A 17930-nucleotide genomic window follows, 5' to 3' on the forward strand; every position below is an offset into this window, starting at 1 on the left:
GCAGGGCGTCGTGACATATAACTGGCCGGGCGTCTTGACAGCGGCCGTGCCAGCGCCGACCTCCCGCCCGTCATAGGCCAGGAGACAGACATGACCATTTCCAAAGGCGATCGCCTTCCCAGCACCACCTTCACCCAGATGACCGAAAACGGCCCTGAAGCCGTGGCTTCGGACGACTATTTCGCCGGCAAGACCGTCGCCATCTTCTCGGTTCCCGGCGCCTTCACCCCCACCTGTTCGGCCAAGCACCTGCCCGGCTTCATCGACAAGAGCGAAGCGCTCAAGGCGAAGGGCGTGGACGAAATCGCCTGCACCGCCGTCAACGACGCCTTCGTCATGGGCGCCTGGGGCAAGTCGGCCGGCGCGGACGGCAAGGTCACGATGCTCGCCGACGGCAATGGCGATTTCGCACAGGCCGTGGGCCTGACCATGGACGGCAGCAAGTTCGGCCTGGGCCAGCGCGGCCAGCGTTTCTCGATGATCGTCAAGGATGGCGTGGTCGCGGAGCTGAACGTCGAAGCGCCCGGCGACTTCAAGGTCTCCTCGGCCGACCATATGCTCGAACAGCTCTAGTTACAAAGGCGATCGGGCGGCGGATTTCAAGTCCGCCGCCCGATCTGCACGCTGCGTCTTCCTTCCGTCACGCAAAGGCGGTAACAGGGGGCGATGACACAAAGCATCGGCAGCGCAACGGTCACGCAACTTGACCGTATCTATCGGACATCCATCGAAAATCTGCGCGAAGCGATGCGGGCCTACGCCCGCGACGGCAGCGTCCCGCCGCCAGAGGCCAAGGCCGACCGGCGCTACTGCTATCCTGAGCTGCGCATCGTCTATCATGGCGACAGCGATGCGCCGCCGCCGGGCCGCTCCTTCGCCCGCCTCTCCAAGCCGGGACGCTACGTCACCACCGTAACCCGCCCCGCCATGTTCGCCGACTATCTCGCCGAACAGATCGACCTGCTCGTCCGCGACTATGGCGTCGACGTGGAGGCCGGGCTGAGCGAACAGCAGATCCCCTTCCCCTATGTGCTGGACGGCCTGGACATGAGCGCGCTGGATGGCACGCCGCCGACCGAACTGGCTCGCCACTTCCCCGCCACCGAACTGGCGGAGATCGGTGACGAGATCGCCGACGGCCTGTTCATGCCCGATCCGAACGGCGATCGCCCGCTTGCCCTGTTCGACGGATTGCGCACCGATTTCTCGCTGGCGCGCCTGAAACATTATACCGGCACGCCGGCCGAACATGTGCAGCGCTATATTCTCTTCACCAACTATCACCGCTATGTCGACGAATTCGTCGCCTGGGCCTGCGATGAGCTACAGCGCGAAGGCAGCCGCTACACGGCCTTGTCGGGCGCCGGCGGCGTCTATGTGACCCCGGAAACCGCCGACCCGGCGCGGATGATCGCCGACAGCGCCTGGCGCCGGCACCAGATGCCCGCCTATCACCTGATCGCGCCGGACCGCAGCGGCATCACCCTGGTCAATATCGGCGTCGGCCCATCCAACGCAAAGACCATCTGCGATCATCTCGCCGTCGTGCGTCCGGAAGCCTGGCTGATGATCGGTCATTGCGGCGGCCTGCGTCCCAGCCAGCGGATCGGCGACTATGTGCTGGCCCACGCCTATCTGCGCGACGATCATGTGCTGGACGAGATGCTGCCGCCCGAAATTCCGGTGCCGGCGATCGCCGAAGTGCAGGTCGCCATGGCGCAGGCTGCCGAAGCCGTGCTGGGTCACAGCGATCCGGAGGATTTCAAGCGCCGCCTGCGCACCGGCACGGTCGTCACCACCGACGATCGCAACTGGGAATTGCGCTATTCCAGCTCGGCCCTGCGCTTCAGCCTGTCGCGCGCGGTCGGCATCGACATGGAATCGGCGACCATCGCGGCTCAGGGCTATCGCTTCCGCGTTCCCTACGGCACGTTGCTGTGCGTATCCGACAAGCCGATCCATGGCGAACTCAAGCTGCCGGGACAGGCCAACCGCTTCTATGAGGAAGCCATCGCCAGCCATTTGCGCGTGGGCCTGATGACCTGCGAACTGCTGCGCGAGGAAGGCGCAAAGCTGCACAGCCGCAAGCTGCGCGCCTTCAACGAACCGCCGTTCCGCTAAGTGGTTTAAGCCGCTTCCTGCCAGATGCTGATGCGGTCCTTGCCGTTCTTCTTGGCGGCATAAAGGGCCGCATCCGCCCGCGCGACCAAATCTTCCATCTGGATGTCGGCGGCGGCCAGTTCGGACACGCCGAAACTGGCGCGCAGCCAGACGTCGGGAAATCCCGGCAGCGCCAGGTGACCGACCTCGCTACGTACGCGTTCCATCACGTCTGCGGCGGCGCCGGCGCTGGTGTTCATCAGCAGCAGCCCGAATTCGTCGCCGCCCATCCGCCCCACGACATCGCCGCGACGCACCGCGTTGGTGAGCAACTGAGCGAAGCCTTTTAGCGCCTGATCGCCCGCAATATGGCCATGGCCGTCATTGAGCGCCTTGAACCCATCGAGATCGCACACGACCAGCGCCAGCGGCAGGCTCTGCCGCCGGGCAAGCGCCATCGCCCGCGCCGCCGCCTCGTCCAGACCCCGGCGGTTCAAGACCTGGGTCAGCGGATCATGACGCATCTGCGTGCGCAGTTGCTGGGCCAGGTCGCCCGCGACCACCAGCACCGCCGTGACGGCGGTGGCCACATAGATGGTCGGCATGAAGATGCTGAAGATCAGGCGATAGAGATCCTTCCCCATCTCGGGTCCGCGAATCATCATGGCCGACCCCGCCAGCGCCAGCTGGACGATGACGAAGGCCAGCAGGGCGAGGAAGAACACCAGCTCCGGGGGCGTGAAAGACCGGTCCCTGGGCCAAAGCGACACGGCGCTCGCCGCCAGCAATGCGCCGACATAGGCGGGGATGATCAGGCCCTGCATGATCTGGCTGCCGGCCGGACCGATGGCGAACGCCATGGCCAGGATCACGATAATCGCGGGAATGACGAATCCGGCCAGCCGCAACGGTTTCCCCGATCGCTGGCGAATGCCGATCGCCAGCAAGGATCCGCTGATGATCAGTCCGACGCCGGTGACGATGAACCAGCCGGGACTTTTGAGGAAGAAGCCGCAGGCATTGGCCGTCCATTGCACCATGCCGATGCCGTAGGAGGCGGTCCATGTCAGGACATGCCGTTGTCGACCGAAATGCAGCCACGCCACAGTCAGCGCGACGGTCATGACGGCAGCGGTGCCGAACAGCAGGGACAGGAGAATGGCTGGTGCGTTCATACACCAGCCATTTACCAAGATTTACTCCGGCTTACCACCCACAGGACTTGCCTTTATTTTGCGTAATCAACCACTTCTGCAATGGTGCGAAATAATTGACCAGCGCCTTGCCTGACATTTCGCGACTGCCGGTAAAGGCTTGCAACGCGTCGGGCCAAGGCTTTGACGCACCCATTTGCAACATGGCATCAAGTTTCGCGCCTACAGCCTTGTTTCCGTAGAAAGAACAGCGATGCAGCGGCCCTTTCCAGCCGGCCTGCTTGCACGCCGCCTCATAGAATTGGAACTGCAGCACCCGCGCCAGGAAGTAGCGCGTGTAGGGCGTGTTGCCGGGAATATGATATTTGCCGCCGGCGTCGAACTTCGTCTCGTCGCGGGATACGGGCGGCGTGATGCCCTGATATTGCAGGCGCAGGTCGGTCCAGCCTTTTTCATACTGGCTCTGCGGAATCGATCCGTCGAACACGCCCCAGCGCCATTTGTCGATCAGCAGGCCGAAGGGCAGGAAGGCGACCTTGTCCATCGCCTGCCGCAGCAACAGGCCCAGATCCTTGTCCGCGCCCGGCACCTTGGCCGGATCGAGCAGGCCGATCTTCACCAGATAGTCGGGCGTGATCGACAAAGCGACGAAATCGCCGATCGCTTCATGGAAGCCGTCATTGGCGCCATCCAGATAGAGCTGGCTATGCTTCTGATAGGCGCGCTGGTAATAATTATGGCCCAGTTCATGATGGATGGTGACGAAATCATCGCCATTCACCTTCGTGCACATCTTGATGCGGATGTCGTTCTTGTTGTCGATGTCCCAGGCGGAGGCATGACAGATGACCTCGCGGTCGCGCGGCTTGGTAATCTGCGACCGCTCCCAGAAAGTCTGCGGCAACGGCTCGAACCCCAGCGAGCTGTAGAAACCCTCGCCCGTCTTCACCATCCTGACCGGGTCATAGCCCTTGGCCTTCAGCAGATCGGTCGTATCGAAGCCGAGATCGCCCGCGCCCTGCGGTGCGACGACGTCGTAGATATTGCCCCATTCCTGCGCCCACATATTGCCCAGCAGGTCGGCGCGGATCGGCCCGGTCTTGGGCTGCACCGCATCGCCATATTTCTCGTTCAGCTTGGTGCGCGTGTAGCAATGGAGATCGTCATAGAGCGGCTTGACCTCCGCCCAGATCTTGTCGGTCAGCTTGGCGAAATCGTCGGCCGGCATGTCATATTTGGACCGCCACATCGCGCCGGTATCGGCAAAGCCCAGCTCCTTGGCCCCTGCATTGGCGATATCGACCAGCTTCGCATAGTCGGTCCGCATCGGCGCGCCGACATTGTCGTGCCAACTGACCCACATTTCCCTGAGTTCGTCGGGGTTGCGGTTGATCCCCATCTGCTCTTCGATATCGCTGCCGTTGATCGGCTGGCCTTTCAGCGTCCCCTTCCCCTTGCCATAGGCGGACTGCAGCTTGGTCGCGAGATCGTTCAGTTCTTCGGCGGCGCCCGGCGTCGTCGGCGCGGGCAGCGTCAACGCGGTGCGCAGCAGCGTCAGCCGACGCTTCGTCTCCATGCTCAGCCCCGGCGCGGTCGCGTATTTCGCCGCCTCCAGCGCATAATCGACCCGCTGCTTGGTGTCGATCGCGCCGAAATAGGACGCGATCGCGTCGGTATCGTCGGTGATGTAGGTCGCGTTGATCCATGCCGCGCGGCCGCTGACGATCGACTGGTCGAACAGCGCCTTCTCCGCCTTGGCGAGGAACGCGTCGGCTTCGGCCGCGGTGGGCGCGGCGGCAGCGGGTGACTGCTGCGCCAATACCGGCGAAACAACGAGGGCGGCCGCAAGCGCGGCCATCGATATAGCGATTTTCATGAGGTTCCCCTGATCGGTTATGACGGGGAAGGTGACTTGGCTTGGCGATACAGTCAAGCCGTCAGGAAATCGACCATCGCCTGCCCCAGTTCCTTGCGGGTGACCGCATTCATATGATTGCCCGGAACCTCGACATAGCGTCCGTTTGGCAATGTTTCGGCGAGTTCCTGCGCAACGCCATTGTCGCGATCGTCCGCGCCGCAGATTACTGCGGTCGGCTGCCGGAACCCGGCGATGGTCGCTTCGCCGGTATCGACAAAGGTGTTGAGAATATGCAGCATCGCCACCGGATCGCCCTTGGTCGTCTTGAGAAACGCCTCGGTCATCCATTCCGACGTGCCGCGCTCGAACGTGCCCAGGTTGTTCAGCACATTCTTGTAATAGCCGCCCTTGTCGAGCGTCTTGGTCAGCCCGCGCAACCCCATGCCGGCCAATATCACGCGCCGCGGCGTTGCGCTGCGCGCCAGCATCCGCACCGTCGTCCGCGCGCCCAGCGAATAGCCGCCCAGATCATAGTCGGTCAGTCCCAGTTGCGCGACCAGCCCCAGATTGTCATCGGTCAGCGCGTCGGGCGGATAGGCGGCGGGATCATGCGGCTTGGCGCTTTCGCCGTGGCCGCGCAGGTCCGGCAGGATCAGACGGAATCCCGCCTCCACCAGCCTGGCGGCATGGCCGTAGCGGACCCAATTGGTGAAGGCGTTGGAGAAATAGCCGTGGATCAGCACGAGATCACGCCCCTCTCCGACCATATGCACTGCGATCGGCAATCCGTCGAAACCCTTGATGTCGTGGCGTTCGATCGGCAGGTCGGTCATCGGGGCATTTCCTTATCGGGCTGGGACGCCCTGCCGATATGGCGTCATCCCCGGCGGCGCAAGAGCGCGATCAGCGCCAATGCGCTGCCGACCTGCGCGGCGGCCATGTCCTTCTGCGCGTCCCAGACGTCGCCCTGCTGCCCATTATAATAATCCGCCGTTTCGCCCGCTGCCAACAGGGTGAGCAGCCATTCGAAAATTTCGTAAACAGCGCTGCCCAGGCCGATCATGGCAAAGGCGAAGGCCAGGCTCCACCGCCACGGCAATCCGCCATGACGCCGCGCAGCTTCCGCGATCGGCAGTGTCAGCAATGCGCCGAAGCCAAAATGCACCAGCCGATCATAACCATTGCGCGTCATGCCGAAGAGACTGGAAATATCATGCCCGCTCAGCGCCCGCGCCCAGTCGTCATAGGGCACATAGCTATAGATCCAGCGCGCGCCCACCGTATGAAGCAGCAGGAACAGCCAGATGCAGCCGATTGACGATGTGGAAAGCGACCAGCGGCGCAGCAGCCAGGGCGCGGTCAGGACCAGCGCGACGGTCGGTCCATGCTGGAGCGGCGCGAGATCGGGATAGGGCTGGGCGATATTGGCGAGGCCAATAGCTGCTGCCAGCAAGACGATCATCCGGCGCTGTGCGATCGGAAGAGCTTTCCACATCGCGACAGCGCCGGCAATCATGAGAGGCGTCAGCCCTTTTTGAGGTGACGACGGCCAAGCAGTTCGGCGATCTGCACCGCGTTCAGCGCCGCGCCCTTGCGCAGATTGTCGCTGACGCACCACAGGTTGATGCCGTTCTCGATCGTGGAATCCTCGCGCACGCGGCTGATGAAGGTCGCGAAATCGCCCACGCATTCGATCGGCGTGATGTATCCGCCGTCCTCGCGCTTGTCGACCAGCATGATGCCCGGCGCTTCGCGCAGGATGTCCTGCGCTTCCTTGGCCGAAATCTCGTTCTCGAACTCGATGTTGATCGATTCGCTATGGCCGACGAACACCGGCACGCGCACGCAGGTCGCGGTCACCTTCACCTTGGGATCGAGGATCTTCTTGGTTTCCGCGACCATCTTCCATTCTTCCTTGGTCGAACCATCGTCCAGGAACACGTCGATATGCGGGATCACGTTGAAGGCGATCTGCTTGGTGAACTTCTTCGGTTCGGCCGGATCGCCGACGAAGATATTGCGGCTCTGCTCGAACAGTTCGTCCATGCCCGCCTTGCCTGCGCCGGACACCGACTGGTACGTCGACACGACCACGCGCTTGATCTTGGCGGCGTCATGCAGCGGCTTCAACGCCACGACCATCTGCGCGGTCGAGCAGTTGGGGTTCGCGATGATGTTCTTCTTCTTATAGCCGTCGATCGCGTCCGGGTTCACTTCGGGCACGATCAGCGGGACGTCCGGGTCCATGCGATAGAGCGAGCTGTTGTCGATCACGACGCAACCGGCGGCCGCCGCCTTGGGCGCATAGATTTCCGTCGGGCCGCTCCCCGCGGCGAACAGGGCGATGTCCCAGCCGGTGAAATCGAAATGCTCGATATTCTGGCATTTTATGGTCTTGCCGGTCTCACCGAAATCCACGGTCAGCCCCTGCGACCGCGACGAAGCGACCGCCGCAATCTCGTCAATAGGGAACTCGCGCTCGGCGAGAATGGTCAGCATTTCGCGGCCCACATTACCGGTGGCACCCACGACGACGACCTTGTAACCCATGACTAAAGTCTCCACTCCAATGCATAATTGCGGAGTGCGCGCCATAGCGCTGTCGCTACATTTGTCCAGAAAGAAGGGCTTCGCTGCTGCAAAGCCCTTCATCGACGCAATTTTATTCCGACGTCGGCCCGCCGGCATGCGCCGCCAGGAAATGCTCGATCGTCTTCCACAGGTGGACGCTGATGCCCGGCCCGCCGACGCGATGGGTCTGGCCCGGATAGGCCATCATCTCGAACGGCACCGCTTCGCCCTGCATCTTCGCCATCAGCGCGGTCGCGTTGTCGAACACGACATTATCATCGGACATGCCGTGGATCAGCAGCAGCGGATCGGTGATCTTCACCGCCTCGTCCACCGCGCCCGATGCCGGATAGGCGCTGGCCTTGTCCTGCGGCTGGCCCAGATAGCGTTCGGTGTAGTGGGTGTCGTAGAGCTGCCATTTGGTCACAGGCGCACCCGCCACCGCCGCGGCGAACACGCCCGGTGCCTTCTCCAGCAGCTTGAGCGACATATAGCCGCCATAGGACCAGCCATAGGTCGCGATCCGCCTGGGGTCCACGAACGGCTGGGCCTTCAACCATTCCACGCCCTTCAACTGATCCTCGACCTCGACCGTGCCCATGGCGCGGTAGAGATGATCCTCGAACGCCTTGCCGCGATCGGGGGTGCCGCGATTGTCGATCGCGAAGACGATCCAGCCGCGATCCACCAGATATTGGTTGAGCGCGCCGGACCATGTGTTGGTTACCTGCCGTCCGCCGCCCGGGCCGCCATAATGGATCATGAAGACGGGGTAGCGCTTCCCCGGCTCCATCTTGGGCGTCATGATCTTGGTGTACAGCGTCGTGCCGTCCGCCGCCTTCACCGTGCCGAACACCGTCTTCACATGGCCCGCGACATAGGGCGCATAGGGAGGGCTGCCCGTCAGCGCATTTTCCGACAGCCATTGCAACTGCTTGCCGCCGCTGTCGGCCAGATAGACCTGCTTGGGCTGATCGCTATTCTGGCGCGTCACAACGACCCGGCTCGCCGCCCCGTCCATGACGGCGTCGTTCCACCAGCCCTTGGACGTCAGCGCCCGCGCTTGCCCCGCCTTGCCCAGAGTCGTCACATAAAGCTGCTGCTCCAGCGGCGTTTCGCGATTACCGGTGAAATAGACCAGCGACTTGGCCTCATCCACGCCCACGACATCGCGCACCTCCCAGTCGCCGCTGGTGAGCGCCGTCCATTTGCCGCCGCTCACGCGATACAGATGCCCATGCCCGCTCTTCTCAGACCACCAGAGGAAACTGCCATCCTTCAGCGCATGAAAATTGTTCGACAGGTTGATCCAGCTTTTCGCCGTCTCGGTCAGCGCCACCCTGGCCTTGCCGGTCGCCGGGTCGACCGCCAGCAGGTCGAGCCGCTTCTGGTCCCGGCTCTCCCGCTGGACATAGAGCGTCTTGCCGTCCTTCGACCAGTCGACGCGGGCGAGGTAGATATCCTTGTCCGCGCCCAGCTCGACCTGGACCTGGCCCGACCCGTCAGGCTTCATCACGAACAGGTCCACGATCGCATTGGGCGTGCCGGCGGCGGGATAGCGTTGCTGATAAACCTTCGTCCCCTCCCCGCCGATCGCGGTGCGGGTGACGATGCCGACCGGGCTTTCATCGACGCGGGCGACCGCTATCCGCGCGTCGTCGGGCGACCACCAGTAACCGGTGCGCCGGTCCATTTCCTCCTGCGCCACGAACTCGGCCACGCCCCAACTCAGCGTATCGCTGGCGCCCTGCGTCAACTGCCGTTCCGCGCCGCCGATCGGCTGGGCGAACAGATTGCCACCGCGCACGAAGGAGACATAGCCGCCCGTGGGGCTGACCACGCCATTCAACTCGCCATCGGGCGTATCGGTCAGGCCCGTGACCTTCCCATCCAACCCGGCAAGATAGAGGTCGCCATCCACCGGCACCAATATGCTCTTCCCGTCTGGCGCCCAGTCATAGCTGGTGATGCCGGTGCTGCCCGCCACGGAGCGATCGCGCTCGCGCTGCATCTTCTCCGCTTCGGAAAGCTCCGCGCCGCTGCCGGTCCTCTTCGAATCGACCAGCATCCGTTCCGCGCCCGTACTGCTGTCGATCGCCCACAGGTCGAGCCGTTCCTTCTCGTCGGCGCGGGGCTTGAGCAGCGTCACCAGCGATCCGTCCGGCGACAATTTGAGCGCGCGCGGCTGCGGCCCGGCCAGGTCGGGGCTGGCGAACAAGCGCTCCAGCGTCAGTTGCTCCTGCGCGCTGGCGGGAAGAGGGGAGAGCAGCAGCGCACCGAGGGCTGCGCCGGCTTTCAGATAGGGGGGCATGATCGTCCTTTCCGGTCGGCGCGCAAACGCGCCGCATGATGGCGCAGATTTAGCGCGTCGGATTAGAAAAGATCAATGCCGGGAAATTATCTGTCCTGCCATGATCGCTTGGATCATGGTGGGCGCGACAGGGATTGAACCTGTGACCCCACCCGTGTGAAGGGTGTGCTCTACCGCTGAGCTACGCGCCCCCTGTAAGGAGGAGGCGGCCTTTGGCATCGGTGGCGCGCCCTGTCAACATCCCCGCATCGATTTGATGCAAAAGCGTTTCCGCCCGCGCGTATCGCCGCCTATAAGGGGCTTTCGAAATTACGGAGTTGCGCCTTCATGCCCAAAAGTCTCGCCCTTCTGATCGGAAGCCTGCTGCTCACGGCGCTGGCCGCCTGCAATACGGTGCAGGGTGTCGGGCGCGACATCGAATCGGTCGGGCGCGCCGGCAAGGACGCGATGCATTAAACAGACTATTGGAGGATGCGGCCGATCGCGGTCGCATTCTTGCGCAGGCGCACACCATCGCAATCGGGTTCGCCACATTCGCAGGCTTCGATGGTATAACGCACGCCACACATGACCAGCACGTCGTGATCGAACGAATAGTTGGAAATTCCCGCGCGCTCGACCTTTTCCTGTGCTCTGGCCTTGAGAGTCATGCGTGTCCTCCCCCGTCATATGTGGGATAGCGATCATTGATGTTGCGGTGCATCAAGTCAATTGACCGGCATTTGTTCCTGCACGATTTGTAAGAATATTGTCGCTGAAATGACACGCTTCATCCCGTTGCGTCGCGCGACTTGCACGCGGCGGCACAGCGTCCCATATGCCGCGTCATGAACGACCAAAGCAGCTCTTCCATGCCCGTCTGGCATGGCACCACCATCATGTCAGCCCGCAAGAATGGAAAGGTCGTCGTCGCCGGCGACGGCCAGGTGTCCATGGGCCAGACCGTGATGAAGCCCAATGCCCGCAAGGTCCGCCGCCTGCACGACGGCAGCGTGATCGGCGGCTTCGCCGGCGCCACCGCCGACGCCTTCACCCTGTTCGAACGGCTCGAAGCCAAACTGGAGCGCCATAACGGCCAGTTGATGCGATCCGCAGTCGAACTGGCCAAGGACTGGCGCACCGACAAATATCTGCGCAACCTGGAAGCGATGATGATCGTCGCGGACAAGGATGTCACCCTGATCCTGACCGGCAATGGCGACGTGCTGGAGCCGCTGAACGGCGTTGCCGCGATCGGTTCGGGCGGTAATTTCGCCCTCGCCGCCGCGCGCGCGCTGATGGAATATGAGGAAGACGCCGAAACCCTCGCCCGCAAGGCGATGGCCGTCGCGGCCGACATCTGCGTCTACACCAACGACCAGTTGACCATCGAAACGCTGGACAGCGCCGCCTAAACTAAAAAGCCCCTCCCTTGAAAGGGAGGGGGGAGTTTTTTGATGAACGACAACCTGACCCCCAAAGCCATCGTCGCCGCGCTCGACGCACACATCATCGGCCAGCAGGACGCCAAGCGCGCCGTTGCGGTCGCGCTGCGCAACCGCTGGCGCCGCCAGCACCTGTCCGCCGATTTGCGCGACGAGGTGACGCCCAAGAATATCCTGATGATCGGGCCGACGGGCTGCGGCAAGACCGAGATCAGCCGCCGCCTCGCCAAGCTGGCCGACGCCCCCTTCGTCAAGGTCGAGGCGACCAAGTTCACCGAGGTCGGCTATGTCGGCCGTGACGTCGAACAGATCGTCCGCGATCTGGTCGAGGAAGCTGTGCGGCTGGAGAAGGACCGCCGCCGCGAAGCCGTGCGCGAAGCCGCCTCCGAAGCCGCCATGGCGCGGCTGCTCGATGCATTGACCGGCAAGGAAGCGAGCGAAGCCACGCGCCTCTCCTTCCGCCAGAAGATCGAAGCCGACCAGATGAACGAGGTCGAGGTCGAGGTGGAGGTCGCCGACAGCCCCTCCATGCCGATGGAAATCCCCGGCATGGGCGGACAGGTCGGCATGATCAACCTGTCCGACATGATGTCCAAGGCGTTCGGCCAGCAACAGAAGAAGCGCCGCAAGATGCGCGTCGCCGAAGCCTGGGACAAGCTGGTCGAGGAAGAGCAGGACAAGCGGCTGGACCAGGATGACGTCGCCCGCGTCGCCATCACCAGCGCGGAACAGAATGGCATCGTCTTCCTCGACGAGATCGACAAGATCGCCGTCAGCGACGTGCGCGGCGGCTCCGTCAGCCGCGAAGGCGTGCAGCGCGACCTGCTGCCCCTGATCGAAGGAACCACCGTCTCGACCAAATATGGCCCGCTCAAGACCGACCATATCCTGTTCATCGCGTCGGGCGCGTTCCATGTGGCAAAGCCCAGCGACCTGCTGCCCGAACTCCAGGGCCGCCTGCCGATCCGCGTCGAACTGAAGGCGCTGACCGAGGAGGATTTCGTTGCGATCCTCTCCGACACCAAGGCCAGCTTGGTCACCCAATATCGCGCCTTGCTGGCGACCGAGGAGGTGACGATCGACCTGACACCCGAAGGCATCCGCGCTGTTGCGAAGATCGCCGCCGACGTGAACAGCGAGATCGAGAATATCGGCGCCCGCCGCCTCCAGACCGTCATGGAAAAGCTGCTGGAGGATGTCAGCTTCGAAGCGGAGGACCGCCGCGGCGAAACGCTGGTGATCGACGCCGCCTATGTCGAGAAGCAATTGTCAGCGGTCGCCCACGACACCGACCTCAGCAAATATGTTCTGTAATTAGGCGAAAACGGGATGAGAGGGGAAACCATCCTCTCATCCCGCTCCGATTTACCAAATCTCCGTTCGCTCGGAACGAACGACCCACTGATTAAAAATCAGTTGCTCAGTAACTGCGCCCAACCAGCACGCGCTCCACGGCCTGCCCGCCGGTGAAGATACACGCGCCGTCCGCTGCGTCCGCATCCAGCGGCACGTTGCGCAGCGTCAGCTTCTCGCCCTTGAGCCACTGCACCACCTTCTCCAGCGCCTCGCCGGTCGGCCTGGCCCACTGGACCAGCGCCCAGCCGGGCCTGGCGCTGGCGTTGAAATAGGCTTTCAGCGCGTCTAGCGTGCCGATCGAGCGATCGATGCTGCCGTCCAGCCGGCCTTTGGCGTCGGCGAAGAGGGACGCCTGAATATCCTCCAGCATGGCGGTCGCGCCCGTCACGAAATCGCCCTTGGCGACGATCTGGCTGTCGAGCTTTCCATCCTCGCGATAGAGGCGATCGCGACGGATCACCGACACATTGCCGCCGGCGACGTCACGCCCCCCGACCTCGATCACGATCGGCGCGCCCTTCTTCACCCAGCCCCAGCGCTTGGTCGCGGCCTTGGCCGGCCGCTTGTCGAGCAGCGCGCGCACCGGCTCGCGGAAGGCGTCCAGCTCATTGAGGGACGCCATCAGTTCGCCGCAATAATCCAAAATCGCGGCGTCCTCGTCATTGTCGCGCAGCATCGGCACGACGACGACCTGATAGGGCGCGACGCGCGGCGGGACGCGCAGGCCATCGTCGTCGCCATGCACCATGATGAGGCCGCCGATCATGCGGGTGGACATGCCCCAGCTCGTCGTCTGCGCCAGTTCCTGTTGCCCTTCGGCATTCTGGAACTTGATATTCTGCGCCTGGCTGAAAGTCGTGCCCAGGAAATGCGAGGTGCCGGCCTGCAGCGCCTTGCCATCCTGCATCATCGCCTCGATCGAATAGGTCGCGACGGCGCCGGGGAAGCGTTCATTCTCCGGCTTCTCGCCCGCGACCACCGGCAGGCCGACGCAATCCTCGGCGAAGCTGCGATAGACTTCCAGCATCTTCATCGTCTCTTCCATCGCCTCATCGACGGTGGCGTGCGCGGTATGGCCTTCCTGCCAGAGAAATTCGCTGGTGCGCAGGAACATGCGCGTGCGCATTTCCCAGCGCACGACGTTTGCCCACTGGTTGATGAGAACCGGCAGGTCGCGCCAGCTCTGCACCCAGCGGCTGAACGCCGCGCCGATCACGGTCTCCGACGTCGGCCGCACGACCAGCGGCTCCTCCAGCTTGGCTTCGGGGTCCGGCACCAGCTTGCCGTCCTTCTGGATCAGCCGGTGATGCGTGACGACCGCCATTTCCTTGGCGAAGCCGTCGACATGCTCGGCCTCCTTCTCGAAATAGGAAAGCGGAATGAACAGCGGGAAATAGCAATTTTCATGCCCCGTCGCCTTGATCCTGGCGTCGAGCAAGGTCTGGATGCGCTCCCAGATGCCATAGCCCCAGGGACGGATGACCATGCAGCCGCGCACGCCGCTTTCCTCGGCCAGGTCGGCCTCCGAAATGACGGCCTGATACCAGGCGGAAAAATCCTGTTCGCGGGTGACGGAAAGGGCGTGTTTCACGGGATCGAAAACCTGACGTAAAAAGGGAATGGCGCGCCATAAGCCAGAGGCGGCGTCCCTGTCGACCCCCGACGACAGGGCGCGTGCCGATCGGCGGCGCGTCAGGCGGTCGCCGCGCCCATCTCTTCCAGCCAAGCCTTCGCCTGCCTGGGTTCGCCGACCGCATCGGCCGCGGCGGGACCGCGCGCCGCCGTGAAGCGCTGATGCAGCGCAAAGGGCTCCAGCCCCAGCGTATCGCGCATCCCCTCAATCTCGTCCGCCAGCTCGCCCAGCGCCGCTACGACGGGCGCGACGCGCGCGCGCGCGACCTTGTCCTTCTGATGGTCGAACAGGCCCCATTGCCCGTTCGCCGTCACCCGCAGGGCCGCGATCAACGCATCGCGATACTCAGCCTCCACCTCTTCGCGGCGGACGTCCAACCGTTCCAGCCTGTCCGCCTTCGCCATCGCTTCAGGTCAGCTTGTCGATCTTGGCGTTGAGCGCGGCGAGTTGGGCCTTGAGATCGTTGATCTCGTCGTCCTTGCTGCCATCGGTCGCCGCCGGCGCTGCGGCAGGCGGCGTCATGCCCGGGATACCCGGCATACCAGGCACCCCGTTGCCGAAGGCGCTGGCCGCCGCTTCGAACATCTGCATGTTGCGCTTGGCGATATCGGCCAACGGGCCGCCGCCGAACGCGCCCTTCATCGCTTCCTGGAACTGCTGCTGGTTCTTGCGGAATGCATCCATCGACGCTTCCAGATATTGCGGCACCATCGACTGCATGGAATCGCCGTACATCGCGATCAACTGGCGCAGGAAATTGACGGGCAGCATGTTCTTGCCGCGCTGTTCCTCTTCCATGATGATCTGGGTCAGGACGTTATGCGTGATATCCTCGCCGGTCTTGGCGTCGACCACGGTAAACTCGCGCCCCTCGCGCGTCATCTGCGACAAAAGGTCCAGCGTGATATAACTCGAAGTTTCGGTATTATAGAGCCGCCGATTGGCGTACTTCTTGATGACGACCGGTTCCGATTCATTTGCGGTCTTAGATTTGGCCATGGATTCCTCTCCCACACCTGAACATCTCGCATTAGCACAGGGCGATGCCGCACCGCAACATGGACCGCGGCCTTTACCCCTTTTTCTCAATATTTTATGGCGCGAAACGCAGGACGATCCCGAACTTCGCCGCCGGGCGTTCGCGGGATTGCGCAAATATCAGGATGCAGCGCGTCCGCCCGCCCCGCCGCCGGCGCGTTGCGTCAGCACCGCCGGCCCTGCCCGATTGCTGCAGCATGGTGCGGAAAATGGCCGTTCTCCCGTGGTTTTCATCCCGTCTCTCATCAATCCGCCGCGCGTATTGGACCTGTCCGAAAGCAGATCCTTGCTGCGCCACATGGCTGCAGCAGGCCACGACGCGCATCTGGTCGATTGGGGCCCGCCGATGCCGCACGATGCTAGGCTAGGTCTCGACGGCCATGTTACCGAACGGCTGCTGCCGCTGCTCGCGGCTCTCCCCAGGCCGCCGATCCTGGTCGGCTATTGCCTGGGCGGCAGCCTCGCGCTCGGCGCAGCGACCATGGGCGCCTTTCCCGCCGTCGCGACCATCGCCGCGCCCTGGCGGTTCGACGCCTTTCCCGCCGCCGACCTGGACTTGATCGGGAGCCTGTGGAACGGCGCCCGCGCCATGAGCGAGCGGATCGGCTACGTCCCGATGGAGGTGCTGCAATCGGGCTTCTGGGCCATGGACCCGGCGCGCACCATAGGCAAATATGCGGCTTTCGCCGACATGGAGGCCGGGTCCGACGCCGAGCGCGCCTTCCTCGCGGTGGAGGACTGGGCCAATGGCGGCGCGCCGCTGACCTTCGCGGCGGGGCGCGACCTGTTCGACCATTTCTACGCCGGCAATGTCAGCGGACGCGGCCAATGGCGCATCGACGCGCGCACCGTGGACCCGACCGCGCTCGATTGCCCGACCCTGTCGATCGTGTCGACCAGCGACCGCATCGTGCCCGCCGCCGCCGGCCCTCGCTTGCGCGAAGAGCGCAGCCTTTCGCTCGGCCATGTCGGCATGGTCGTGGGCGGACGCGCCCGCGAAACGCTTTGGGAACCGCTGTCCCACTGGCTTTTCAGCCATGGCGGTTGATGCTATTGCGCCTGCGAAAACAACCACTGGAATCGAGGATCAAGCCTTTGTCAGACATCGTCATCACCGCCGCAAAGCGCACTGCCGTCGGCAGCTTCATGGGCGCCTTCGGCTCGACCCCCGCGCACGAACTGGGCCGCCAGGCGATCATCGCCGCGCTCGCGCAGGCCGGCGTCGCGCCCGATGAAGTGGACGAAGTGATCCTGGGCCAGGTGCTGACCGCCGGCCAGGGGCAGAACCCCGCACGGCAGGCCGCGGTCAACGCCGGCATCCCGGTCGAGCGGACCGCCATCGGCCTCAACCAGTTATGCGGTTCGGGCCTGCGCGCCGTCGCCCTCGCGGCGCAGGCGATCCGCGCCGGCGACGCCAGCATCATGGTCGCGGGCGGCCAGGAAAGCATGTCGCTCGCCCCCCATGCGCAATATCTGCGCGCCGGCAGCAAGATGGGCAATGTCAGCCTCATTGACACGATGATCCATGACGGTCTGACCGACGCCTTCAACAATTATCATATGGGCATCACGGCCGAAAATCTGGCCGAGAAATACCAGATCAGCCGCGAAGCGCAGGACATCTTCGCCGTCGCCAGCCAGAACAAGGCCGAAGCCGCGCGCGCATCGGGCCGCTTCGCCGACGAAATCGTGCCGGTCACGATCAAGGGGCGCAAAGGCGACACCATCGTCGATGCCGACGAATATATCCGCGCCGGCGCCACCATCGAAGCGATGGAAAAGCTCAAGCCCGCCTTCAAGAAGGACGGCACCGTCACCGCCGCCAACGCCAGCGGCCTCAATGACGGCGCCGCCGCGCTGGTGCTGATGACCGCCGACGCCGCCGCCAAGCGCGGCGCGACCATCCTCGGCCGCATCGCCGGCTTCGCCACCTGCGGCGTCGATCCGGCGATCATGGGCATCGGCCCGGCCCCGGCCAGCCGCAAGGCGCTGGAAAAGGCCGGCTGGTCGGTCGCCGACCTGGACCTGATCGAAGCCAATGAAGCCTTCGCCGCGCAGGCGCTGTCGGTCGGCCAGGAACTGGGCTGGGATGCGGAGAAGGTCAACGTCAATGGCGGCGCGATCGCCATCGGCCACCCGATCGGCGCGTCAGGCGCGCGCGTGCTGACCACTCTTCTCTACGAAATGGCCAAGCGCGACGCGAAGAAGGGCCTCGCCACCCTCTGCATCGGCGGCGGCATGGGCGTCGCCATGTGCATCGAGCGCTGATCGCGTCCTGACTTGCCAAAAAGGCCGCCGCTCTTGACGGAGCGGCGGCCTTTTGCCTGTCAGCCCTTCCTGGCTGCGGCCCGGCACCGTTCGGAACAATAGACGACATTCTCCCAGTCGCGTTCCCACTTCTTGCGCCAGGCGAAAGGACGCTGACAGACCGGACAGCTCTTGGTCGGCAGATCCCGTTTGGCGACCCCGCTTGGCATCGTTCCAG

The 17930-nt window shown here is 63.8% G+C and carries 18 protein-coding genes and 1 tRNA gene; 7 read left to right on the forward strand and 12 right to left on the reverse strand.

From position 1 onward, the window contains the following. Positions 1-90: 90 nt before the first annotated feature. Both K9B33_RS01775 and K9B33_RS01780 read left to right on the forward strand, forming a co-directional pair. Positions 91-573 (forward strand): peroxiredoxin, encoded by a 483-nt coding sequence (locus tag K9B33_RS01775; RefSeq protein WP_224546219.1) that lies wholly within the window; start codon positions 91-93, stop codon positions 571-573. A 93-nt stretch (positions 574-666) separates the two neighbouring features. Beyond that, a complete protein-coding gene (locus tag K9B33_RS01780; RefSeq protein WP_224546220.1) occupies positions 667-2121 on the forward strand; it encodes an AMP nucleosidase in 1455 nt (484 codons plus the stop codon). 5 nt (positions 2122-2126) lie between these two features. On the opposite strand, the gene K9B33_RS01785 is transcribed toward K9B33_RS01780, so the two are convergent. The 7 genes from K9B33_RS01785 to K9B33_RS01815 all read right to left on the reverse strand — a co-directional run bounded on the left by K9B33_RS01785 (position 2127) and on the right by K9B33_RS01815 (position 10185). Then, positions 2127-3275 (reverse strand): sensor domain-containing diguanylate cyclase, encoded by a 1149-nt coding sequence (locus K9B33_RS01785; RefSeq protein WP_224546221.1) that lies wholly within the window; start codon positions 3273-3275, stop codon positions 2127-2129. Positions 3276-3306: 31 nt separating this feature from the next. Next, entirely contained in the window at positions 3307-5130 is a 1824-nt protein-coding gene (locus K9B33_RS01790) for a M2 family metallopeptidase (protein WP_224546222.1), read from the reverse strand. 53 nt (positions 5131-5183) lie between these two features. Beyond that, positions 5184-5945, reverse strand: coding sequence for an alpha/beta fold hydrolase (locus K9B33_RS01795; RefSeq protein WP_224546223.1), 762 nt, complete (start codon positions 5943-5945; stop codon positions 5184-5186). 44 nt (positions 5946-5989) lie between these two features. After that, positions 5990-6628, reverse strand: a complete 639-nt coding sequence (locus tag K9B33_RS01800) for a DUF2238 domain-containing protein (RefSeq protein WP_224546224.1) — start codon at positions 6626-6628, stop codon at positions 5990-5992. Between the two features lie 8 nt (positions 6629-6636). Further along, complete coding sequence (locus K9B33_RS01805; RefSeq protein ID WP_224546225.1) at positions 6637-7662, reverse strand: aspartate-semialdehyde dehydrogenase; 1026 nt, start codon at positions 7660-7662, stop codon at positions 6637-6639. A gap of 112 nt (positions 7663-7774) precedes the next feature. After that, a complete protein-coding gene (locus K9B33_RS01810; RefSeq protein ID WP_224546227.1) occupies positions 7775-9994 on the reverse strand; it encodes a S9 family peptidase in 2220 nt (739 codons plus the stop codon). A gap of 116 nt (positions 9995-10110) precedes the next feature. Further along, positions 10111-10185 (reverse strand) — tRNA-Val (locus K9B33_RS01815). Positions 10186-10321: 136 nt separating this feature from the next. Between K9B33_RS01815 and K9B33_RS01820 the strand changes: the two genes are divergently transcribed. Then, positions 10322-10450, forward strand: coding sequence for an entericidin A/B family lipoprotein (locus K9B33_RS01820; RefSeq protein WP_224546229.1), 129 nt, complete (start codon positions 10322-10324; stop codon positions 10448-10450). Positions 10451-10455: 5 nt separating this feature from the next. Here the strand turns inward: K9B33_RS01820 and K9B33_RS01825 are convergent, their stop codons facing one another. Next, a complete protein-coding gene (locus K9B33_RS01825; protein ID WP_224546231.1) occupies positions 10456-10644 on the reverse strand; it encodes a hypothetical protein in 189 nt (62 codons plus the stop codon). Between the two features lie 201 nt (positions 10645-10845). On the opposite strand from K9B33_RS01825, the gene hslV reads away from it, so the two are divergent. Next, entirely contained in the window at positions 10846-11388 is a 543-nt protein-coding gene (gene hslV / locus K9B33_RS01830; RefSeq protein ID WP_201785510.1) for an ATP-dependent protease subunit HslV, read from the forward strand. Positions 11389-11430: 42 nt separating this feature from the next. After that, positions 11431-12732: an ATP-dependent protease ATPase subunit HslU gene (gene hslU, locus K9B33_RS01835; protein ID WP_224546233.1), complete on the forward strand. Its 1302-nt coding sequence runs from the start codon at positions 11431-11433 to the stop codon at positions 12730-12732. Positions 12733-12838: 106 nt separating this feature from the next. Here hslU and proS read toward each other — a convergent pair whose 3' ends face one another. From proS to phaR, 3 genes are all read right to left on the reverse strand, one after another. Further along, complete coding sequence (proS, locus tag K9B33_RS01840) at positions 12839-14365, reverse strand: proline--tRNA ligase (RefSeq protein WP_224546235.1); 1527 nt, start codon at positions 14363-14365, stop codon at positions 12839-12841. 101 nt (positions 14366-14466) lie between these two features. Further along, positions 14467-14811, reverse strand: a complete 345-nt coding sequence (locus tag K9B33_RS01845; RefSeq protein ID WP_224546237.1) for a hypothetical protein — start codon at positions 14809-14811, stop codon at positions 14467-14469. A gap of 4 nt (positions 14812-14815) precedes the next feature. Beyond that, a complete protein-coding gene (gene phaR / locus K9B33_RS01850; protein WP_224546238.1) occupies positions 14816-15406 on the reverse strand; it encodes a polyhydroxyalkanoate synthesis repressor PhaR in 591 nt (196 codons plus the stop codon). Between phaR and K9B33_RS01855 the strand changes: the two genes are divergently transcribed. Together K9B33_RS01855 and K9B33_RS01860 are read left to right on the forward strand one after the other, a co-directional pair. Next, complete coding sequence (locus K9B33_RS01855; RefSeq protein ID WP_224546240.1) at positions 15405-16493, forward strand: alpha/beta hydrolase; 1089 nt, start codon at positions 15405-15407, stop codon at positions 16491-16493. The genes phaR and K9B33_RS01855 overlap by 2 nt on opposite strands. Before the next feature lie 47 nt (positions 16494-16540). Beyond that, complete coding sequence (locus K9B33_RS01860) at positions 16541-17713, forward strand: acetyl-CoA C-acetyltransferase (protein WP_224546242.1); 1173 nt, start codon at positions 16541-16543, stop codon at positions 17711-17713. A gap of 59 nt (positions 17714-17772) precedes the next feature. Here K9B33_RS01860 and K9B33_RS01865 read toward each other — a convergent pair whose 3' ends face one another. After that, positions 17773-17922 (reverse strand): DUF2256 domain-containing protein, encoded by a 150-nt coding sequence (locus K9B33_RS01865; protein ID WP_224546243.1) that lies wholly within the window; start codon positions 17920-17922, stop codon positions 17773-17775. Positions 17923-17930: the final 8 nt, after the last annotated feature.

It is taken from the genome of Sphingobium sp. 3R8 (assembly GCF_020166615.1).
In the GTDB taxonomy this organism is placed as follows: Bacteria; Pseudomonadota; Alphaproteobacteria; order Sphingomonadales; family Sphingomonadaceae; genus Sphingobium; species Sphingobium bisphenolicum.

What these genes read in the sequence shown, in the direction of transcription:
- K9B33_RS01820 (WP_224546229.1), top strand. Translation starts at nt 10,322, where the DNA reads ATGCCCAAAAGTCTCGCCCTTCTGATCGGAAGCCTGCTGCTCACGGCG.
- K9B33_RS01805 (WP_224546225.1), bottom strand. Translation starts at nt 7,662, where the DNA reads ATGGGTTACAAGGTCGTCGTCGTGGGTGCCACCGGTAATGTGGGCCGC.
- K9B33_RS01775 (WP_224546219.1), top strand. Translation starts at nt 91, where the DNA reads ATGACCATTTCCAAAGGCGATCGCCTTCCCAGCACCACCTTCACCCAG.
- K9B33_RS01825 (WP_224546231.1), bottom strand. Translation starts at nt 10,644, where the DNA reads ATGACTCTCAAGGCCAGAGCACAGGAAAAGGTCGAGCGCGCGGGAATT.
- K9B33_RS01790 (WP_224546222.1), bottom strand. Translation starts at nt 5,130, where the DNA reads ATGAAAATCGCTATATCGATGGCCGCGCTTGCGGCCGCCCTCGTTGTT.
- K9B33_RS01795 (WP_224546223.1), bottom strand. Translation starts at nt 5,945, where the DNA reads ATGACCGACCTGCCGATCGAACGCCACGACATCAAGGGTTTCGACGGA.
- K9B33_RS01810 (WP_224546227.1), bottom strand. Translation starts at nt 9,994, where the DNA reads ATGCCCCCCTATCTGAAAGCCGGCGCAGCCCTCGGTGCGCTGCTGCTC.
- hslV (WP_201785510.1), top strand. Translation starts at nt 10,846, where the DNA reads ATGCCCGTCTGGCATGGCACCACCATCATGTCAGCCCGCAAGAATGGA.
- K9B33_RS01855 (WP_224546240.1), top strand. Translation starts at nt 15,405, where the DNA reads ATGGATTCCTCTCCCACACCTGAACATCTCGCATTAGCACAGGGCGAT.
- K9B33_RS01785 (WP_224546221.1), bottom strand. Translation starts at nt 3,275, where the DNA reads ATGAACGCACCAGCCATTCTCCTGTCCCTGCTGTTCGGCACCGCTGCC.
- K9B33_RS01800 (WP_224546224.1), bottom strand. Translation starts at nt 6,628, where the DNA reads ATGATTGCCGGCGCTGTCGCGATGTGGAAAGCTCTTCCGATCGCACAG.
- K9B33_RS01845 (WP_224546237.1), bottom strand. Translation starts at nt 14,811, where the DNA reads ATGGCGAAGGCGGACAGGCTGGAACGGTTGGACGTCCGCCGCGAAGAG.
- K9B33_RS01865 (WP_224546243.1), bottom strand. Translation starts at nt 17,922, where the DNA reads ATGCCAAGCGGGGTCGCCAAACGGGATCTGCCGACCAAGAGCTGTCCG.
- hslU (WP_224546233.1), top strand. Translation starts at nt 11,431, where the DNA reads ATGAACGACAACCTGACCCCCAAAGCCATCGTCGCCGCGCTCGACGCA.
- K9B33_RS01780 (WP_224546220.1), top strand. Translation starts at nt 667, where the DNA reads ATGACACAAAGCATCGGCAGCGCAACGGTCACGCAACTTGACCGTATC.
- phaR (WP_224546238.1), bottom strand. Translation starts at nt 15,406, where the DNA reads ATGGCCAAATCTAAGACCGCAAATGAATCGGAACCGGTCGTCATCAAG.